The following is a 19,067-nucleotide window of genomic DNA, read 5'->3' as shown; positions in this document are numbered from 1 at the left end:
AAGACAGTTAAATGACAAGAGGATTGAGCATGGTTGGCAGGAGCATTCTGATCGTTGACGACGAAGCGCCCATTCGCGAAATGATCGCCGTCGCGTTGGAAATGGCCGGCTATGACTGCCTGGAGGCGGAGAACTCCCAGCAGGCCCACGCCATTATCGTCGACCGCAAGCCGGACCTGATCCTGCTCGACTGGATGCTGCCCGGCACCTCGGGCATCGAATTGGCCCGCCGTCTCAAGCGTGACGAGCTGACCGGGGATATCCCGATCATCATGCTCACCGCCAAGGGCGAAGAGGACAACAAGATCCAGGGCCTGGAAGTGGGCGCCGATGACTACATCACCAAGCCGTTTTCCCCACGGGAACTGGTGGCGCGCCTCAAAGCCGTGCTGCGCCGCGCCGGCCCGACCGATGGCGAAGCGCCTATCGAAGTCGACGGCTTGATCCTGGACCCGATCAGCCACCGAGTGACCATCGACGGCAAGCCTGCGGAGATGGGGCCGACCGAATACCGCTTGCTGCAATTCTTCATGACTCACCAGGAGCGCGCCTACACCCGCGGCCAACTGCTCGACCAGGTATGGGGGGGCAACGTCTATGTGGAAGAGCGCACTGTGGACGTGCATATCCGCCGCCTGCGCAAAGCCTTGGGCGACGCGTACGAGAATCTGGTACAAACCGTGCGCGGTACCGGCTATCGGTTTTCTACCAAAGGTTGAGCAATCAGCCACAAGCCGCAAGTTAAAAGCGGGACTGCTTAAGCTTGGAGCTTGCAGCTTGAAACTTGAAACTGCTCCGAAGGACGCACCTTGAACCAGAACTGGCATGGCACCCTGATCCGCCACATGCTTCTGTTGATCACTGCCTGCCTGCTGGTCGGGCTGATCAGTGGCTATTACGGCTGGAGCCTGGCCGCCGGCATCGCGTTGTACCTGGGCTGGACCCTCAAACAATTGCTGCGCCTGCATGAATGGCTGCGCCAGCACAAACCCGATGAGGCCCCCCCCGATGGCTATGGCCTGTGGGGCGAGGTGTTCGACAGCATCTACCACCTGCAGCGCCGCGACCAACGGGTACGCGGGCGCCTGCAAGCGGTGATCGACCGGGTGCAGGAGTCCACCGCCGCGCTCAAGGACGCGGTGATCATGCTCGACAGCGACGGCAACCTGGAATGGTGGAACCGTGCCGCCGAGACTCTGCTGGGCCTCAAGACGCCCCAGGACAGCGGCCAGCCGGTGACCAACCTGGTGCGTCACCCGCGCTTCAAGGAATACTTCGAGCAGGACAACTACGAAGAAGCCCTGGAAATCCCCTCGCCCACCAACGACCGCGTGCGCATCCAGCTGTACCTGACTCGCTACGGCAACAACGAGCACTTGATGCTGGTACGTGATGTGACCCGTATTCACCAGCTGGAACAGATGCGCAAAGACTTCGTCGCCAACGTTTCCCATGAGCTGCGTACGCCCTTGACGGTGATTTGCGGCTACCTGGAGACGTTGCTGGACAATGTCGATGAGATCAACCCGCGCTGGAGCCGCGCCCTGCAGCAGATGCAAGTGCAAGGCTCGCGCATGCAAACCCTGCTTAACGACCTGCTGTTGCTGGCCAAGCTTGAAGCCACGGACTACCCCTCGGACAACCACCCCGTGGCGGTGCAGAGCCTGTTGCAGACGATCAAGAACGATGCCCAGGCCCTCTCGGGCGAACGCGGGCAGCAGATCACGCTGGAGGCCGACCCAACCGTATTGCTCAAGGGCAGTGAAGGCGAATTGCGCAGTGCATTCTCCAACCTGGTGTTCAACGCGGTGAAGTACACCCAGGACAAGGGCAATATCCGCATTCGCTGGTGGGCCGACGAGCACGGCGCGCACCTGAGTGTGCAGGACTCGGGTATCGGTATCGACGCCAAGCACCTGCCGCGCCTGACCGAGCGCTTCTACCGTGTCGACTCCAGCCGCAACTCCAACACCGGCGGCACCGGGCTGGGCCTGGCCATCGTCAAGCATGTGCTGCTGCGCCATCGGGCCCGCCTGGAAATCAGCAGCGTGCTGGGGCATGGCAGTACCTTTACCTGTCATTTTCCGCCGGCGCAGGTAAACCGTTCGCGAGCGGTCGAGGCCGATGATTAAGCGGAAGTGAGCACGGCCCACTGTGGGAGCTGGCTTGCCTGCGATGACNCCAGCTCCCACACGGGTTCTGCGACACGACTTTGCAGCCCCGCCCGGCAGCGGGCACTAGGCAAGCGCCCCGTCAGCCGCTACATTGGCCGACTTGCGCCTGCCTTTCAGGCCCACCCTGTCACCCCTATTGAACACACGGAACCTGCAAAACCCCATCATGGACCCTTCCCCTGGCATTACCCTCGCTACACTCTTCGCCGATTTCGGCATGATTCTTTTTGCACTGATCCTGGTACTGCTCAACGGTTTCTTCGTTGCGGCGGAATTTGCCATGGTCAAACTGCGCGCCACCCGCGTCGAGGCCATCGCCCATAAGAACGGCTGGCGCGGGCAGATCCTGCGTACCGTGCACAGCCAGCTCGACGCCTACCTGTCGGCTTGCCAGCTGGGTATCACCCTGGCGTCCCTGGGCCTGGGCTGGGTCGGTGAGCCGGCCTTTGCGCACATCCTCGAGCCGATGCTGGGCGCGGTCGGCGTGCAGTCGCCGGAAGTGATCAAGGGCGTGTCGTTCTTTGCCGCCTTCTTCGTGATTTCCTACCTGCACATCGTGGTCGGCGAACTGGCTCCCAAATCCTGGGCGATTCGCAAACCCGAGCTGCTGTCGCTGTGGACGGCCGTGCCGCTGTACCTGTTTTACTGGGCGATGTACCCGGCCATTTACCTGCTCAACGCCAGTGCCAACGCCATCCTCCGTATCGCGGGCCAAGGCGAGCCTGGCCCGCACCATGAGCACCATTACAGCCGCGAAGAACTCAAGCTGATCCTGCACTCCAGCCGTGGCCAGGACCCCAGCGACCAAGGCATGCGCGTCCTCGCCTCCGCCGTGGAAATGGGCGAGCTGGAAGTAGTGGACTGGGCCAACTCCCGGGAAGACCTGGTGACCCTGGACTTCAACGCCCCGCTCAAGGAAATCCTCGCGCTGTTCCGTCGCCATAAATTCAGCCGTTACCCGGTGTATGACGCGGTGCGCAACGAGTTTGTCGGCTTGCTGCACATCAAGGATTTGCTCCTGGAACTGGCTGCCCTGGACCATATCCCCGAATCGTTCAACCTGGCCGAATTGACCCGCCCGCTGGAACGCGTATCGCGGCATATGCCGTTGTCGCAACTGCTGGAGCAGTTCCGCAAAGGCGGCGCGCACTTCGCCCTGGTAGAGGAAGCTGACGGCAAGATCATCGGCTACTTGACCATGGAAGACGTGCTGGAAGTGCTAGTGGGCGATATCCAGGACGAACACCGCAAGGCCGAGCGCGGCATCCTCGCCTACCAGCCCGGCAAACTGCTGGTGCGTGGCGACACGCCGTTGTTCAAGGTGGAGCGCCTGTTGGGCGTCGACCTGGACCACATCGAAGCCGAAACCCTGGCCGGCCTGATCTACGACACGCTCAAGCGCGTGCCGGAAGAAGAAGAAGTGCTGGAAGTTGAAGGCTTGCGGATCATCATCAAGAAGATGAAAGGGCCGAAGATCGTGTTGGCCAAGGTGTTGTTGCTGGACTGACTGTAGACGCCCTCTGTAGGAGCGAGCTTGCTCGCGAAAAACTCACAGGCGCCGCGTTTATTCAGGAAGCACGCGTTATCGTTGGCGTTTTTCGCGAGCAAGCTCGCTCCTACAGGGGATAGGCGTCGCGGTGCTTCACGCACCCGGCACGAAATGCTTCTGCGCCGTGCCACGGGCGATCAGGCGGGATATGTAGTCCAGCTTCTGCGCATCCTGGTCGATAAAGCGGAAAGTCAGTTGCAACCAGTCGCTGTCGGGCTTGGGCTCGTAGGCGACGATCGCGTGCAGGTAGCCGTTGAGCCGTGCGACTTCGGCGTTGTCGCCCTGTTCAAGGTCGAGCACGGCGCTTTCCAGTACTTGTGGCAGGACCTCGCCACGCTTTACCACCAGCAACGCTTCCTTGATGCTCAGGGCCTTGATCACGCATTGCTGGGTGCCGCTTGCGAGGCGCAACTGGCCCTGACCGCGACTGCCCGTCGGCGCCGCTGCTGCGGGGGCCTTGGCTGGCGGTGTATTGAGCAGACCTTTGCTGGGCGCCGCCACCGGGGCCGGCTTGACCGCTTCGGGTTTGCCGCCGGTCAGGGCGCTCAGGGAGTCGTTGCCAAAGGCTGAGTTCATCTTGGTCGGCGCGCTGGCAATCAGCGCATCGAGGCGACCGATCTTGTGCAGGGCCTGCTTGACCTTGTTCAGCAACTGCTCGTTGGTGAACGGCTTGCTGACGTAGCCGGAAACCCCCGCCTGAATCGCCTGCACCACGTTTTCCTTGTCGCCACGGCTGGTCACCATCACGAACGGCATGGCCTTCAGGTGCGCTTGCTCGCGGCACCAGGTCAACAACTCAATGCCAGACATTTCCGGCATTTCCCAGTCACACAGCACCAGGTCGAAGGTTTCGCGCATGAGGATGGATTGCGCCTTTTTGCCGTTCACCGCATCTTCGATCTTGATCCCGGGGAAGTAATTACGCAGGCACTTCTTCACCAGGTCGCGAATAAACGAGGCGTCATCCACCACCAACACACTGACTTTACTCATCGACCCTTCATCCTATAAAAACGTCTGCAAAACGCCTGACTGATGGCATTTTGCCAAAACTCGCGGGTCACAGAAGGACTTTATGGCGCCTGCTGTGCAAAAAATTCAGATGCCGCAAACAAAAACGCCCGGCCAGAGGCCGGGCGTTAATTTCTCGGGCAACCTTACTTATCGTCAGATTCGCCCGGAACATTAGGGATTAGATCAGCAGTGCCTTCAACTTCGGCCTTCATGCGCTTGAGGCCCATGTGCCGGACGTCGGTGCCGCGCACCAGATAAATCACCAATTCCGAGATATTGCGCGCGTGGTCGCCGATACGCTCCAGGGAGCGCAGCACCCAGATAATGTTCAAGACCCGCGAGATCGAACGCGGGTCTTCCATCATGTAGGTGGCCAACTCGCGCAGCGCGGTCTTGTATTCGCGGTCGATGATCTTGTCGTACTGAGCCACCGACAACGCCAGTTCGGCGTCAAAGCGGGCGAAAGCGTCGAGGGCATCGCGCACCATGTTGCGCACCTGATCGCCGATATGGCGCACTTCCACGTAGCCACGGGGCGCCTCACCCTCTTCGCACAGCTGGATGGCGCGGCGGGCAATCTTGGTGGCTTCATCGCCAATGCGCTCCAGGTCGATCACCGACTTGGAAATGCTGATGATCAAACGCAGGTCCGAGGCCGCTGGCTGGCGGCGGGCAAGAATGCGCAGGCACTCTTCGTCGATATTGCGTTCCATCTGGTTGATCTGCTCGTCAATCTCACGCACCTGCTGAGCCAGGCCCGAGTCGGCCTCGATCAGCGCGGTGACCGCATCATTGACTTGCTTCTCCACCAGCCCGCCCATCGCCAGGAGGTGGCTGCGCACTTCCTCAAGCTCGGCATTGAACTGCGCGGAGATGTGGTGGGTAAGGCCTTCTTTGCTAATCATGGGGTTGCTCCGCAAAAGCTGTAAGCCGCAAGCTACAAGCTGCAAGCTGATGTGTGTCGTTCCGTTGAACTGCTCTTACTTGCCGCTTGAAACTTGCGGCTTGCAGCTGCTCCAACTAGCCGTAGCGACCGGTGATGTAGTCTTCGGTCTGCTTCTTCGCCGGATTGGTGAACAGGGTGTCGGTATCGCCGAACTCCACCAGCTTGCCCATGTACATGAACGCGGTGTAGTCGGAAACCCGCGCCGCCTGTTGCATGTTGTGGGTCACGATGACGATGGTGAACTTGGACTTGAGCTCGTAGATCAGCTCTTCGACTTTCAAGGTGGAGATCGGGTCGAGCGCCGAGCACGGTTCGTCGAGCAGCAACACTTCCGGCTCTACGGCGATGGTACGGGCGATCACCAGGCGCTGCTGCTGGCCGCCGGACAAGCCGAGTGCCGATTCGTGCAGGCGGTCCTTGACCTCGTCCCACAATGCCGCGCCCTTGAGCGCCCACTCAACCGCTTCGTCGAGGATGCGTTTCTTGTTGATGCCCTGGATACGCAGGCCGTAGACCACGTTTTCGTAGATGGTCTTGGGGAACGGGTTAGGCTTCTGGAACACCATGCCCACGCGGCGACGCAGTTCGGCCACGTCTTCGCCCTTGCGGTAGATATTGGTGCCGTAGAGGTTGATTGCACCTTCTACACGGCAACCGTCCACCAGGTCATTCATGCGGTTGAAGGTACGCAACAACGTGGACTTGCCGCAGCCCGACGGGCCGATGAAGGCGGTCACGCGTTGCTTGGGGATGTTCATGCTGACATCGAACAGCGCCTGCTTGTCGCCGTAGTACAGGCTCAGGCCGGGGACTTCGATGGCCACGGTTTCCTGGGCCAGGCTCAGGCTCTGCTTGTCGCGACCCAGGGCAGACATGTTGATGCCGTGGGATTGGGTTTCGTGTTGCATGGGATGCTCCCTGTGCTACCAATTCATTTCGTTGAACCGCCGGGGCGGCTTACTCAAATTCTGTGCCTGACACCGAGCCCTGTGGGAGCTGGCTTGCCTGCGATACGGGCGGCGCGGTATTGCAGTAAAACCGCGGTGATGCTATCGCAGGCAAGCCAGCTCCCACATTGGATCGCATTAGCTGTCCAGCGCTTTGTATTTTTCGCGCAGGTGGTTACGAATCCACACTGCCGACAGGTTGAGCGTGGCGATCACCAGTACCAGCAGCAAGGCGGTGGCGTACACCAACGGCCGTGCGGCTTCGACGTTGGGGCTCTGGAAGCCGACGTCATAAATATGGAAGCCCAGGTGCATGATCTTCTGGTCCAGGTGCAAGTACGGGTAGTTGCCATCCAGCGGCAGCGACGGCGCCAGCTTCACTACACCCACCAGCATCAGCGGTGCCACCTCACCCGCGGCACGGGCCACGGCGAGGATCATGCCGGTCATCATCGCCGGGCTGGCCATTGGCAGCACGATCTTCCACAACGTTTCCGCCTTGGTCGCGCCGAGCGCCAGGGAGCCTTCACGCACGGTGCGAGGAATCCGCGCCAAGCCTTCTTCGGTGGCCACGATCACCACGGGCACCGCCAGCAGCGCCAGGGTCAGCGAAGCCCAGAGCAACCCCGGCGTACCGAAGGTCGGCGCAGGCAGCGCTTCAGCGAAGAACAGACGGTCGACCGAGCCCCCCAATACATACACGAAGAAGCCCAGGCCGAACACGCCGTAGACGATAGCCGGTACGCCGGCCAGGTTGTTCACGGCGATGCGGATGATGCGCGTCAACGTGTTCTGCTTGGCGTACTCACGCAGGTACACCGCAGCCAGTACGCCAAACGGGGTCACGATCATTGCCATGATCAGGGTCATCATCACGGTGCCGAAGATGGCCGGGAAGATCCCGCCTTCGGTGTTGGCTTCCCGTGGGTCATCGCTGAGGAATTCCCAGACCTTGCTGAAGTAGAAGCCGATCTTGGTCATCGTGCCCATGGCGTTCGGCTGATAGGCGTGCACCACTTTGCCGATGCCGATTTCCACTTCCTTGCCGTTGCCGTCACGCGCCGTCAGGGCGTCGCGGTTGAACTGGGCATGCAGGTCGGCCAGGCGCGCTTCGATGTCCTGGTAGCGGGCGTTCAGCTCGGCGCGGTCGGCGTCCATGTCGGCCTGGGCGGCAGCGTCGAGCTTGCCTTCCAGTTCCAGTTTGCGACCGTGCAGGCGGATGCGCTCCAGCCCTGCGTTGATCGCGCCAATATCGGTTTTTTCCAGGCTCTTGAGCTGAGCGGCCAGCTTGTTCACGCGGTCCACGCGGGCTTGCAGCTCAGGCCACGCGGCCTCGCCTTCGGCAATCACCTTGCCGTCCTGCTTGACGTTGACCAGGGTGCCGTAGAAGTTGCCCCACTCACGACGCTCGATGGCCATCAGGTTCGCAGGCTTGGTCTGGTCCTTCAGCCACTCACCGACAATCCAGGTGAAGTCGTTACCGTTCAGGTCGCGGTTGCCGACCTTGATCAGCTCACGGGTCATGAATTCCGGGCCTTGGTCCGGCACCGGCAGGCCCGCGCTTTTCAGGCGCTCACGCGGCACTTCTTCTTTCTGCACCACTTCGCCGATCACGATGTGGTTGGCCTGGCCTGGCACGTTGTAGTTGGCCTGGATCAGGTCGGCCGGCCAGAAATGGCCCAGGCCCCGCACCGCAATCACAGCCAGCAAACCAATGGTCATGATGACCGCGATGGACACCGCGCCACCGCTGATCCAGACGCCAGGGGCGCCGCTCTTGAACCATCCATTCAGGGAGTTCTGTTTCACAGACTTCTACCTTTCTTAAAGCGACGAGTATTTCTTGCGCAGACGCTGACGAATCAGCTCGGCGAGGGTGTTCATGATGAAGGTGAACAACAGCAGCACCAGCGCCGAGAGGAACAGCACGCGGTAATGACTGCCGCCCACTTCCGACTCGGGCATCTCCACCGCAACGTTGGCCGCCAGGGTGCGCAGGCCCTCGAACAGGTTCATCTCCATCACCGGGGTGTTACCGGTAGCCATCAGTACGATCATGGTCTCGCCCACGGCGCGACCCATGCCGATCATCAGCGCCGAGAAGATGCCTGGGCTGGCGGTGAGGATGACCACGCGGGTCATGGTCTGCCACGGCGTGGCGCCCAGGGCCAGGGAGCCCAGAGTCAGGCCGCGTGGCACGCTGAACACGGCGTCTTCGGCGATGGAGTAGATGTTCGGGATCACCGCAAAACCCATGGCCAGGCCGACCACCAGCGCGTTGCGCTGGTCGTAGGTAATGCCCAGATCGTGGGAGATCCACATGCGCATGTCACCGCCGAAGAACCAGGTTTCCAGGTACGGGCTCATGTACAGCGAGAGCCAGCCCACCAACAGGATCACCGGAATCAGGATCGCGCTTTCCCAACCATCGGGAACGCGCAGGCGGATCGACTCAGGCAAGCGGCTGAAGACAAAGCCGGCGACCAGGATGCCAATCGGCAACAGCATCAACAGGCTGAAAATGCCCGGCAGGTGCCCTTCCACATACGGCGCCAGGAACAGGCCGGCGAAGAATCCGAGGATCACCGTCGGCATGGCTTCCATCAGCTCGATCACCGGCTTGACCTTGCGGCGCAGGCTCGGCGCCATGAAGTAAGCGGTGTAGATCGCTGCAGCAACCGCCAGTGGCGCCGCCAGCAACATGGCGTAGAACGCGGCCTTCAAGGTACCGAAGGTCAGCGGGGCCAGGCTCATCTTGGGTTCGAAGTCAGTGTTGGCGGCCGTGGATTGCCAGACGTATTTAGGCTCGTCGTAGTTCTCGTACCAGACCTTGCTCCACAACGCGCTCCACGACACTTCCGGGTGCGGGTTGTCGAGCAACAACGGTTGCAGCTTGCCACCCGCCTCGACAATCACACGGTTGGCCCGTGGCGACATGCCGAACAGACCCTGGCCGTCGACCACCGGGTCCACCAGCAAGGTGCGGTGGGCAGTGCTGTGGAACACGCCGAACTGGCCAGCAGCATCCAGGGCGGTGAAGCCTTTGCGGCGCTCTTCAGCGCTGATTTCGACGATGGGCGCGGTGCCCATCTGGAAGGTGCGGATCTGCTTCAGGCGCTGTTCGCCATCGGGGTCGCGGGCCATGAACCACTGGGCCAGGCCGCCTTTGGAGTTACCCAGGATCAGCGAGATACCGCCGACCAACTGGGTGCTGGCGGTGATTTCCGTGTCGGCGTCTTCCAGCAGTTTGTAGCGACCGTTGAGGCTCTTGTCGCGCAGGCTGAACACGTCGGCCAGGGCACGACCGTTGATCACATACAACCACTGCTGGCGTGGGTCGATGAAGATCGCCTTCACCGGCTCGGTCATCTGCGGCAGCTCGACGCGCTTCTGCTCGCTGGTGACCTCACCGGTCATCATGTTTTCTTCACGGCTCAGGGTCAGCACGTTCAAGTGCGAACCGGCGGAACCTGCCACCACCAGGGAGGTATCGGTGGCGTTGAGCGCAACGTGTTCCAGCGGGCGACCGGCGTCATCCAGCACGATCGGCGTTTCGCCGTAGGGGTACTCGATCGCTGGGGTGATGGTTTTCTTGCCGTCCGGGTACGACACCTTATAGGTGTGGCGAAACACCAAAGACTGGCCATTGGACAAGCCGAGAATCACCAGCGGGCTGCCCGGCTGATCTTCACCAATGGAAGCAACGCTGGTACCGGCCGGAATCGGCAGGTCGACACGCTTGAGCTCGGCACCGGTGTCCACGGCAAAGAACAGCGCCTGGCCCTTGTCGGAAACCCGCATGGCGACCTGGTTCTGTTCTTCGAGGGAGATCATCAACGGCTTGCCGGCGTCCTGCATCCAAGCGGGCGTCAACGCGTCTTCCTTGGTCAACGAGGCGCCCTGGAACAATGGCGCAACCACATAGGCGAGGAAGAAGAAGATCAGGGTAATGGCGGCCAGCACGGCGAGGCCGCCGACCAGCACATACCAACGGGTGAAGCGATCCTTGAGCGCGCGGATGCGGCGCTTGCGTTGCAGCTCAGGCGTATTGAAATCAATGCGCTTGGGAGGGGAAGTCGTCGTCATGGTGGAATTGGCCAGATCATTCATGCGCACACCCTAGCGATCCTGTATGACAGAAAGATGACAGTGCAGTGACGCAACAAATCCGCCGCGAAGCAGGGCTGGCAGCGGATAAAAATTAGGGATGCAGACTGCTTATGTGGGAGCGGGCTTGNGATTTCAACGCTAAACCGCGTCGCCAGCATCGCGGGCAAGCCCGCTCCCACAGAAAATCATGCGTCTACATCAGGTATCGCAGGCTTAGTTGCCTTCTTTCAGACCCAGGTCAGCCAGGGCCTTGGCGGCGACTTTGGCTGGCAGTGGGATGTAGCCGTCTTTGACCACTACTTCCTGGCCCTGCTTGGACAGCACCAGTTTCACGAACTCAGCTTCCAGCGGCGCCAGTGGCTTGTTCGGGGCTTTGTTGACATACACGTAGAGGAAACGCGACAGCGGATACTTGCCGTTCAGGGCGTTTTCTTCGGAGTCTTCGATGTAGTCAGTGCTGCCTTTCTTGGCCAATGGCACGGTCTTCACGCTGGCGGTCTTGTAGCCGATGCCCGAGTAACCGATGCCGTTCAGCGAGGAGCTGATCGACTGCACGACCGAAGCCGAGCCCGGTTGTTCGTTCACGTTTGGCTTGTAGTCGCCTTTGCACAGGGCTTCTTCCTTGAAGTAGCCGTAGGTGCCGGATACCGAGTTACGCCCGAACAGTTGCACTGGCTTGTTGGCCAGGTCGCCGGTCACGCCCAGGTCACCCCAGGTTTTCACATCGGCTTTGGCGCCGCACAGACGCGTCGAGGAGAAGATCGCATCGACCTGTTCCATGGTCAGGTGCTGGATCGGGTTGTCCTTGTGCACAAATACCGCCAGGGCATCCACGGCAACCGGGATTGCCGTTGGCTTGTAGCCGTACTTCTGCTCGAAGGCCGCCAGTTCGGTGTCCTTCATCTTGCGGCTCATCGGGCCCAGGTTGGAGGTGCCTTCAGTCAGCGCAGGTGGCGCAGTGGCAGAGCCGGCAGCTTGAATCTGGATGTTGACGTTCGGGTATTCCTTTTTGTAACCCTCGGCCCACAGGGTCATCAGGTTAGCCAGGGTATCGGAGCCGACGCTGGACAGGTTGCCCGACACACCAGTGGTCTTGACGTAAGCCGGGATTGCCGGATCAACACCAGCGGCCACCGCGTTGGCGGTCGCAACGCCAGCAGCGACAAAAGTCATTGCCGCCATCAAACGTTTCAGTTTCATGCCTTGCTCCTAGCAGATAGGGATAATTGGATCGGGGCCAAGTATCGGCAGGCCGTGTGAACACTCTATGTCTGAAATATGACAATTAGATGAAAGGCCACTATCTGAATGTGCAGGCTTCAGCGGCCGCGTTTCCACAGATACCCGCCCACCAGCATCCCCATCACACACAGGACGGCCACATAGTAAGCCGGGCCCATCGGGCTCTCCTTCATCAGCAGCGACACCGCCAATGGCGTCAACCCGCCGAACACGGCATAAGCAACGTTGTAGGAGAACGACAGACCGCTGAAGCGCACCACCGGCGGGAAGGCTTTGACCATCACGTAGGGCACCACGCCGATGGTGCCGACAAACAGACCCGTCAAGGCATACAACGGGAACAGCCAGTCGGGGTGTGCCATCAGGCTGTGATACAGCGTCCAGGAAGTCGCCAGCAGCAGTGCGCAACCTGTGACCAGCACGCGACCGGCGCCAAAACGGTCGGCCAGCGCACCCGAGGCGATGCAACCCAGGCTCAGGGTCACGATGGCCAGACTATTGGCTTGCAGCGCAACCGTAGGGCTGAAGTGGTAGATGGTTTGCAGCACGGTCGGGGTCATCAGGATGACTACCACCACGCCGGCCGACAATAGCCAGGTCAGCAGCATCGACAGCACAATGGCGCCACGGTGATCGCGCAACACGGCGCGCAACGGCAGTTCAGCGGCCAGGCTCTTGCGTTGCTGCATCTCGGCGAAGATCGGGGTTTCATGCAGCCAACGACGCAGATACACCGACAGCAGGCCGAATACGCCGCCGAGCAGGAAAGGAATCCGCCAGGCGTAATCAGAGACCTGTTCCGGTGTATAGGCGCTATTGATGGCGGTAGCCACCAACGAGCCCAGCAGAATACCGGCGGTGAGGCCGCTGGTCAGGGTGCCGCAGGCGTAGCCGATGTGGCGCGGCGGGACGTGTTCGGAGACGAACACCCAGGCGCCCGGTACTTCGCCGCCGATCGCCGCGCCCTGGATGATGCGCATCAGCAGCAACAGGACCGGCGCCCACAGGCCGATCTGCGCGTAGGTGGGCAGCAGACCCATGATCAGGGTGGGTACGGCCATCATGAAGATGCTCAGGGTGAACATCTTCTTGCGCCCCAGCAGGTCACCAAAGTGCGCCATGATGATGCCGCCCAAGGGGCGCGCCAGGTAGCCGGCGGCGAAGATGCCGAAGGTCTGCATCATGCGCAGCCATTCGGGCATGTCGACAGGGAAGAACAGTTTCCCGACCACGGTGGCGAAAAACACAAAGATGATGAAGTCGTAGAACTCCAGCGCTCCACCCAGGGCAGACAGCGACAGGGTTTTGTAGTCGTTGCGGGTCAGCGGGCGCGAGGGTTGCGCACTGCTTGCGGGCACGGAGGACATGGCAAGGCTTCTCTTATAGTAATCATCGTAAAGGACTGCACGCCCGTGACTTGCGGCGGGTTTGGCAAGATAGCAAATCGCCCGAAAAAGCACAGCGCCAGGAGCACAGTTGCGCGCAAAAGCCCCGATACAGCGTCTATTTACCGACCAAATGAGCGTCGGGAGGTCGTCGTGGCGCCAGGGTCTCGATATACTCGCCGGTGCAAGCGCCAGACCCGCTGTCTTGAGGGGCTGCTGTGCCAAAACGTTGTTGGGTGCCATCCAGCCGATTTGGCAGAGTTTCCCTTTAGTTCGCCTTACGAGAAACGCATCGAGCGGTGTATGTTGGTGCTGAAACGTTTTTCTGAGAAGACGGCTATCCACTTGAAATACCCATGAAGCGTCACGGGTCAGAGGCACCCTCGGCATGATCGAACTCGAACAAGAAGATCCTATCCCGCAAGGCGATCTCGCCCTGCAAATCACCGCGCTTCCGCGTGAAACCAACGGTTTTGGCGATATCTTCGGCGGCTGGCTGGTCGCGCAGATGGACCTCGCCGGCACGGCAATGGCCAGCAAGGTCGCCGGTGGGCGCGTGGCCACCGTGGCCATTGATCGCATGGCGTTTCTGGTGCCGGTGGCCGTGGGTGCGCAGCTTTCCTTCTATACCCAGGCCCTGGAAATCGGCCGCAGTTCGATCCAGATGATGGTCGAAGTGTGGAGCGACGATCCGTTGTCCAGCGAATGGCGCAAGGTGACCGAAGCCGTATTCGTGTTCGTCGCCATCGATGGCAGCGGCCGCACGCGCTCGGTACCGTCACGGGCGCGTTAAACCTCGCCGGGTTTTAACGGTCAATTGCCCCATTGCCTGCCACTAAGAGAGCTTTGTCATGCCTACGCCCCACGTTGAGACGGTAAAAATCGACGAGCTGGACTGCTGGCGCATCCGCCACAACGGCGCCGAGCTCATGGTGGCCCAACAGGGTGCGCATATCTTCAGTTACCAGCGCGAGGGCGAACAGCCGCTGATCTGGCCGAACCCTGAGGCAGTGTTCAAGCAGGGCAAAGGCATTCGTACTGGCGTACCGGTGTGCTGGCCGTGGTTCGGGGTGTTCGACCGCAACCCGCAAAGCGTCAAAGCCATGCGCCAGAGTGATCAGCCTGCCGGCGCCCACGGTTTTGTGCGCACCGCCCGCTGGGAACTGGCCACCACCGAACTCGACGGCCAGACGCTGCGAGTGGACCTGGTATTGCCGGTGCCGGCTGGCGGCTTTCCAGGCTGGCCCCATCAGGTAGACCTGACGCTGAGCCTGCTGTTGGATGACCAACTGCACATCCGCCTGACCAGCCACAACCGCGGCGCCGACGCCGTGACCCTCAGCCAGGCATTGCACACCTACTTCGCCGTGAGCGATGTGCGCAAAGTGCAGGTCAAGGGGCTGGATGGCGTGGCCTACATCGATACCGCCGACGGGTGGACCGAGAAACAGCAAGCCGGGCTGCTGCACTTCAGCGCCGAAACAGACCGCATTTACCTGAATACGCCGGCCCAGTTGAACATCGTCGATAGCGATTGGCAGCGCCGTATCCAGCTCACCAGCGAAGGCTCGAAATCCACCGTGGTCTGGAACCCCTGGACCGAACGCGCCAAGGCTTTCGACGATATGGCCGATGACGGCTGGCAGGGTATGTTGTGCATCGAGACGGCCAACGTGCTGGACGATGTTGTGAACCTGGCGCCCGGCGAAAGCCACACTCTAGGCGTGAGCATCACGGCACTGGCCTTGTAAACCCAATCAAATGTGGGAGCTGGCTTGCCTGCGATGCAGGCAACTGGGTGTATCAGGAACACCGAGGCGTTGCTATCGCAGGCAAGCCAGCTCCCACAGGGTTATGCTCTGAGCTTTAGAGATCAGACTCCTTCACCACCCGCACCTTCCCCGCCTCCAGCGCATACGCGGCATCTGCCAAGTCGTTATTGACCTTCTCCACCTTCAGCGTGCCCGTGACCCACAGCGGCGTGTAGATATCATCCAGCTTCAACCCCTTGGGATAGCGCACCAGCACCAGTTGATTAGGCGGCGGTGGCGGCACGTGTATGCAGGCGCCCGGGTAAGGCACGAGGAAGAACAATGTGCTGCGGCCCTTGGCGTCCGTTTCAAGCGGCACCGGATAGCCGCCAATGCGGATATTCTTGCCGTTCATGGCCGCTACGGTCTTGGTGGAATACATCACCGCAGGCAGGCCCTTGCTCTGCTTCAAGCCACCCTTTTCGGTGAACGTGCCTTGAGCTTCGGGGGAGTTGTGGTCGATCTCGGGCATGGCTTCGAGAGCTTTCTGATCCGACAGCGGCATCAGGTCGAGCCAGTCGGTTTCCGGCAGTTCGCCAGCGTGCGCCAGGCCAGAGCCCAGCAGAAGAAGCGTTAACAGAAGACGGCGCATGGAGAGGCTCGGCAAATACAAGTGCCGAGCATTCTAGCCCTCTGCGCCTGCGCAGCGCAGAGGACTTTGTCGGCTGATTACTTCTTTTTGATCAGGCCGTAGATCACCAGCAACACGATGGCACCCACCAGCGCGCCGATGAAACCTGCGCCCTGGCCTGCCTGGTAGATCCCCAGGGCCTGACCGCCGTAGGTCGCGGCCAGGGAACCGGCGATACCCAGCAGGATGGTCATGATCCAGCCCATGCTGTCGTCGCCAGGCTTGAGGAAGCGCGCCAGCAGGCCGACGATCAAGCCGATAAAGATGGTTCCGATGATACCCATGGCATTTCCCTCTGATTGGTATGAGTCATGCCAAAGCCTAGTCAGGCTTTGGCATCCTGCAATCAGAGAGACGCAGAACCCCAATGGTTCCCGCCGTGGCCAGGCTTATTGTTCGGCGATCAGTGCTTCAACCTTGAGGATCTGCGCCTGCAGCGTCGCACGGTCCTTGCAACGCAGGTTGGCGTGGCCGACCTTGCGCCCGGCCTTGAAGGCCTTGCCGTAGTGATGCACGTGACAATCGTCGATCGCCATCACACGCTCCACCGGCGGTACAGAGCCGATGAAGTTGAGCATGGCGCTCTCGCCGACCTTGGCCGTGGAGCCCAACGGCAAGCCCGCCACCGCCCGCAGGTGGTTTTCGAACTGGCTGCACTCGGCGCCTTCGGTGGTCCAGTGCCCGGAGTTGTGCACGCGCGGGGCAATTTCATTGGCCTTGAGGCCACCGTCGACTTCAAAGAACTCGAACGCCATCACGCCGACATAATCCAGTTGCTTGAGGACGCGGCTGGAATAATCTTCGGCCAGGGCCTGCAACGGGTGGTCGGTGCTGGCCACGGAGAGCTTGAGAATGCCGCTGTCGTGGGTGTTGTGCACCAACGGGTAAAAGCGGGTTTCGCCATCACGGGCGCGTACGGCAATCAGCGAGACTTCGCCAGTGAACGGCACGAAGCCTTCCAGCAGGCAGGCAACGCTGCCCAGCTCGGCAAAAGTGCCGACCACATCGGCCGCGGTGCGCAGGACTTTCTGGCCCTTGCCGTCGTAGCCCAGGGTGCGGGTTTTCAACACCGCCGGCAGGCCGATGCTGGCGACCGCCGCGTCCAGGTCGGCCTGGGACTGGATGTCGGCGAAGGCCGGCGTCGGAATGCCCAGGTCCTTGAACATGCTCTTTTCGAACCAGCGATCGCGAGCGATGCGCAAGGCTTCGGCGCTCGGGTACACCGGCACGAACTGCGACAGGAAGGCCACGGTTTCGGCCGGGACGCTTTCGAATTCGAAGGTCACCAGGTCGACTTCATCGGCCAGTTGGCGCAGGTGGTCCGGGTCGCTGTAGTCAGCGCGCAGGTGTTCACCCAGGGCCGCAGCGCAGGCGTCCGGCGCCGGGTCCAGGAAAGCGAAGTTCATCCCCAGCGGCGTACCCGCCAAAGCCAGCATGCGGCCCAGTTGGCCGCCACCGATTACACCGATTTTCATCGTCAACAACCTCAGGCGATGCGTGGGTCTGGATTGTCCAGCACGCTGTCTGTCTGCTCAGCACGGAATTTTTTCAGCACCGCATGAAACTGCGGGTGCTTGGCGCCCAGGATGCTGGCGGACAGCAAGGCTGCGTTGATCGCACCGGCCTTGCCGATCGCCAGGGTTGCCACCGGAATGCCAGCCGGCATCTGCACAATGGACAACAGCGAATCCACGCCCGAGAGCATCGACGACTGCACCGGCACGCCAAGCACGGGCAGGTGAGTCTTGGCCGCACACATGCCAGGCAAGTGCGCCGCGCCGCCGGCACCGGCGATGATCACCTCGATGCCACGGGATTCTGCTTCATCGGCATACTGGAACAGCAAATCCGGGGTGCGGTGGGCGGAGACCACCTTCACTTCGTACGGAATGCCGAGTTTTTCCAGCATATCGGCGGTGTGGCTAAGGGTGGACCAATCGGACTTGGAGCCCATGATCACGCCAACCAATGCACTCATCGTCGTGCCTCTTCTCTCTGGGCGCCCGCAGGCGCGTCAAAAAACAACAAGCCACGCGGGAAATCCAGCGTGGCTTGGTGTACGAATTAAGGCCGGTTTGGACCGGCCGAAGGCCGCGCAGTATACCGTAATAATCCAGATAAACAGCCCCTGGGATGACCATCTGTCTAGCGGCGCAAAGTGGCGGTTTTATTGACTTAAGAGTCAGCGAATACACCACGAAATCCTGTGGGAGCTGGCTTGCCTGNCTGACACACCGCTATCGCAGGCAAGCCAGCTCCCACATGTGTTCTGCGCTGGGCTCAAGCGCTTTGCGCTGCCCCACCTTCCAGCTTCCTCCACAACAACCGCACATTCGCCTTGCGCACCAACGCGCAGCGATACAAGCGAATCTCCAGCGGCACATGCCATTGCGGCCCGCCGCACACCACCAGTTCGCCGCGCGCCAACTCTGCACGTACGCTCAACTGCGGTACCCAGGCGATCCCCAAGCCTTCGAGCGCCATGCTCTTGAGGCTGTCGGCCATGGCGGTTTCATAGATGGTAGTAAAGCGCAGAGCCCTCTGGCGCAGCAGCAAATTCACCGAGCGGCCAAGGAACGCGCCGGCGCTGTAGGCCAGCAGCGGCACGCTGCCCTCGCCCTCCAGGTCGAACAGCGGCTTGCCCTCGGCATCGGCGGCGCACACCGGGAGCATTTCGGTGTTGCCCAGATGCAGCGACGGGAAAATCTCGGCGTCCATTTGCATCGCCGCGTCCGGGTCGTAGAACGCCAGCATCAGGTCGCAACCGCCTTCGCGCAGGGCGTGCACGGCGTCGCCGACGTTGGTGGCCACCAGCCGCGTGGCGATATTCAAGCCCTCGTTGCGCAACTGCGCGATCCAGCGCGGGAAGAACCCCAAGGCCAGGGAGTGGGCGGCCGCCACTTGCATGACTTCGCCCTGCCCGCCTTCCAGGTGATGCAAATGGCGCAGGACTTCACCGAGCTGTTCGACCACTGTGCGCGCCGTAACCAGGAACAACTGCCCCGCCGCCGTCAACTCCACCGGTGTACGCGAACGGTTGACCAGCGTCAGGCCCAACGCGGCTTCCAGGCTGCGGATACGCCGACTGAACGCCGGCTGGGTGACAAAGCGCCGCTCAGCCGCCTGGGAAAAACTACGCGTCGCCGCCAGGGCGCTGAAGTCTTCCAACCACTTGCTCTCAAGGTTCATCACTGCCTCCCACGGAATGCACCATTTTGGCACACACGCCCGCCAAGATAACCGGGTCACATCCACATT

The 19,067-nt window shown here is 61.2% G+C and carries 17 protein-coding genes; 5 read left to right on the top strand and 12 right to left on the bottom strand.

Annotated features, from left to right (window positions below; all coding sequences use genetic code 11):
- Nucleotides 1-29 precede the first annotated feature (29 nt).
- The 3 genes from phoB (at nt 30) to ACTJLA_RS01065 (ending at nt 3,681) form a co-directional block, all read left to right on the top strand.
- Nucleotides 30-719: a phosphate regulon transcriptional regulator PhoB gene (gene phoB, locus ACTJLA_RS01075; protein ID WP_003195617.1), complete on the top strand. Its 690-nt coding sequence runs from the start codon at nt 30-32 to the stop codon at nt 717-719.
- 126 nt (nt 720-845) lie between these two features.
- Nucleotides 846-2,132 carry a phosphate regulon sensor histidine kinase PhoR gene (phoR, locus tag ACTJLA_RS01070; protein ID WP_219857405.1) on the top strand — a complete coding sequence of 429 codons (1,287 nt, stop codon included), beginning with the start codon at nt 846-848 and terminating at the stop codon, nt 2,130-2,132.
- A gap of 208 nt (nt 2,133-2,340) precedes the next feature.
- Nucleotides 2,341-3,681, top strand: coding sequence for a hemolysin family protein (locus ACTJLA_RS01065; protein WP_003195620.1), 1,341 nt, complete (start codon nt 2,341-2,343; stop codon nt 3,679-3,681).
- Nucleotides 3,682-3,816: 135 nt separating this feature from the next.
- Here ACTJLA_RS01065 and ACTJLA_RS01060 read toward each other — a convergent pair whose 3' ends face one another.
- The 7 genes from ACTJLA_RS01060 to ACTJLA_RS01030 all read right to left on the bottom strand — a co-directional run bounded on the left by ACTJLA_RS01060 (nt 3,817) and on the right by ACTJLA_RS01030 (nt 13,349).
- A complete protein-coding gene (locus ACTJLA_RS01060; protein WP_034129124.1) occupies nt 3,817-4,716 on the bottom strand; it encodes a response regulator in 900 nt (299 codons plus the stop codon).
- 164 nt (nt 4,717-4,880) lie between these two features.
- On the bottom strand, nt 4,881-5,642 hold the full coding sequence (gene phoU / locus ACTJLA_RS01055; protein WP_034129125.1) for a phosphate signaling complex protein PhoU: 762 nt from the start codon (nt 5,640-5,642) through the stop codon (nt 4,881-4,883).
- A gap of 115 nt (nt 5,643-5,757) precedes the next feature.
- On the bottom strand, nt 5,758-6,591 hold the full coding sequence (gene pstB / locus ACTJLA_RS01050) for a phosphate ABC transporter ATP-binding protein PstB (RefSeq protein WP_003195626.1): 834 nt from the start codon (nt 6,589-6,591) through the stop codon (nt 5,758-5,760).
- Nucleotides 6,592-6,768: 177 nt separating this feature from the next.
- Nucleotides 6,769-8,439 carry a phosphate ABC transporter permease PstA gene (gene pstA, locus ACTJLA_RS01045; protein ID WP_034129126.1) on the bottom strand — a complete coding sequence of 557 codons (1,671 nt, stop codon included), beginning with the start codon at nt 8,437-8,439 and terminating at the stop codon, nt 6,769-6,771.
- 15 nt (nt 8,440-8,454) lie between these two features.
- On the bottom strand, nt 8,455-10,488 hold the full coding sequence (locus ACTJLA_RS01040) for an ABC transporter permease subunit (RefSeq protein WP_173647461.1): 2,034 nt from the start codon (nt 10,486-10,488) through the stop codon (nt 8,455-8,457).
- Nucleotides 10,489-10,953: 465 nt separating this feature from the next.
- Nucleotides 10,954-11,940, bottom strand: coding sequence for a phosphate ABC transporter substrate-binding protein PstS (locus tag ACTJLA_RS01035; RefSeq protein ID WP_003195633.1), 987 nt, complete (start codon nt 11,938-11,940; stop codon nt 10,954-10,956).
- A gap of 119 nt (nt 11,941-12,059) precedes the next feature.
- On the bottom strand, nt 12,060-13,349 hold the full coding sequence (locus tag ACTJLA_RS01030; RefSeq protein WP_034129128.1) for an MFS transporter: 1,290 nt from the start codon (nt 13,347-13,349) through the stop codon (nt 12,060-12,062).
- Between the two features lie 406 nt (nt 13,350-13,755).
- On the opposite strand from ACTJLA_RS01030, the gene ACTJLA_RS01025 reads away from it, so the two are divergent.
- Entirely contained in the window at nt 13,756-14,160 is a 405-nt protein-coding gene (locus ACTJLA_RS01025) for an acyl-CoA thioesterase (protein ID WP_003176975.1), read from the top strand.
- A 58-nt stretch (nt 14,161-14,218) separates the two neighbouring features.
- Nucleotides 14,219-15,118, top strand: a complete 900-nt coding sequence (locus ACTJLA_RS01020) for a D-hexose-6-phosphate mutarotase (RefSeq protein ID WP_440840617.1) — start codon at nt 14,219-14,221, stop codon at nt 15,116-15,118.
- Nucleotides 15,119-15,233: 115 nt separating this feature from the next.
- Here the strand turns inward: ACTJLA_RS01020 and ACTJLA_RS01015 are convergent, their stop codons facing one another.
- The 5 genes from ACTJLA_RS01015 to ACTJLA_RS00995 all read right to left on the bottom strand — a co-directional run bounded on the left by ACTJLA_RS01015 (nt 15,234) and on the right by ACTJLA_RS00995 (nt 18,998).
- Nucleotides 15,234-15,770, bottom strand: coding sequence for a DUF3299 domain-containing protein (locus tag ACTJLA_RS01015; protein ID WP_003195640.1), 537 nt, complete (start codon nt 15,768-15,770; stop codon nt 15,234-15,236).
- 77 nt (nt 15,771-15,847) lie between these two features.
- Nucleotides 15,848-16,093: a GlsB/YeaQ/YmgE family stress response membrane protein gene (locus ACTJLA_RS01010; RefSeq protein ID WP_005792540.1), complete on the bottom strand. Its 246-nt coding sequence runs from the start codon at nt 16,091-16,093 to the stop codon at nt 15,848-15,850.
- A 105-nt stretch (nt 16,094-16,198) separates the two neighbouring features.
- A complete protein-coding gene (locus ACTJLA_RS01005) occupies nt 16,199-17,284 on the bottom strand; it encodes a 5-(carboxyamino)imidazole ribonucleotide synthase (protein WP_054896064.1) in 1,086 nt (361 codons plus the stop codon).
- An 11-nt stretch (nt 17,285-17,295) separates the two neighbouring features.
- The gene (gene purE / locus ACTJLA_RS01000; RefSeq protein ID WP_003195648.1) at nt 17,296-17,787 is read right to left on the bottom strand and encodes a 5-(carboxyamino)imidazole ribonucleotide mutase; all 492 of its coding nucleotides are present in this window, start codon (nt 17,785-17,787) and stop codon (nt 17,296-17,298) included.
- Between the two features lie 302 nt (nt 17,788-18,089).
- Complete coding sequence (locus ACTJLA_RS00995) at nt 18,090-18,998, bottom strand: LysR substrate-binding domain-containing protein (RefSeq protein ID WP_019818139.1); 909 nt, start codon at nt 18,996-18,998, stop codon at nt 18,090-18,092.
- Between the last annotated feature and the right edge of the window lie 69 nt (nt 18,999-19,067).

It is taken from the genome of Pseudomonas sp. 22072 (genome assembly GCF_052046095.1).
GTDB lineage: Bacteria > Pseudomonadota > Gammaproteobacteria > Pseudomonadales > Pseudomonadaceae > Aquipseudomonas > Aquipseudomonas paracarnis.
This window is presented reverse-complemented; position numbering and strand designations above follow the sequence as displayed.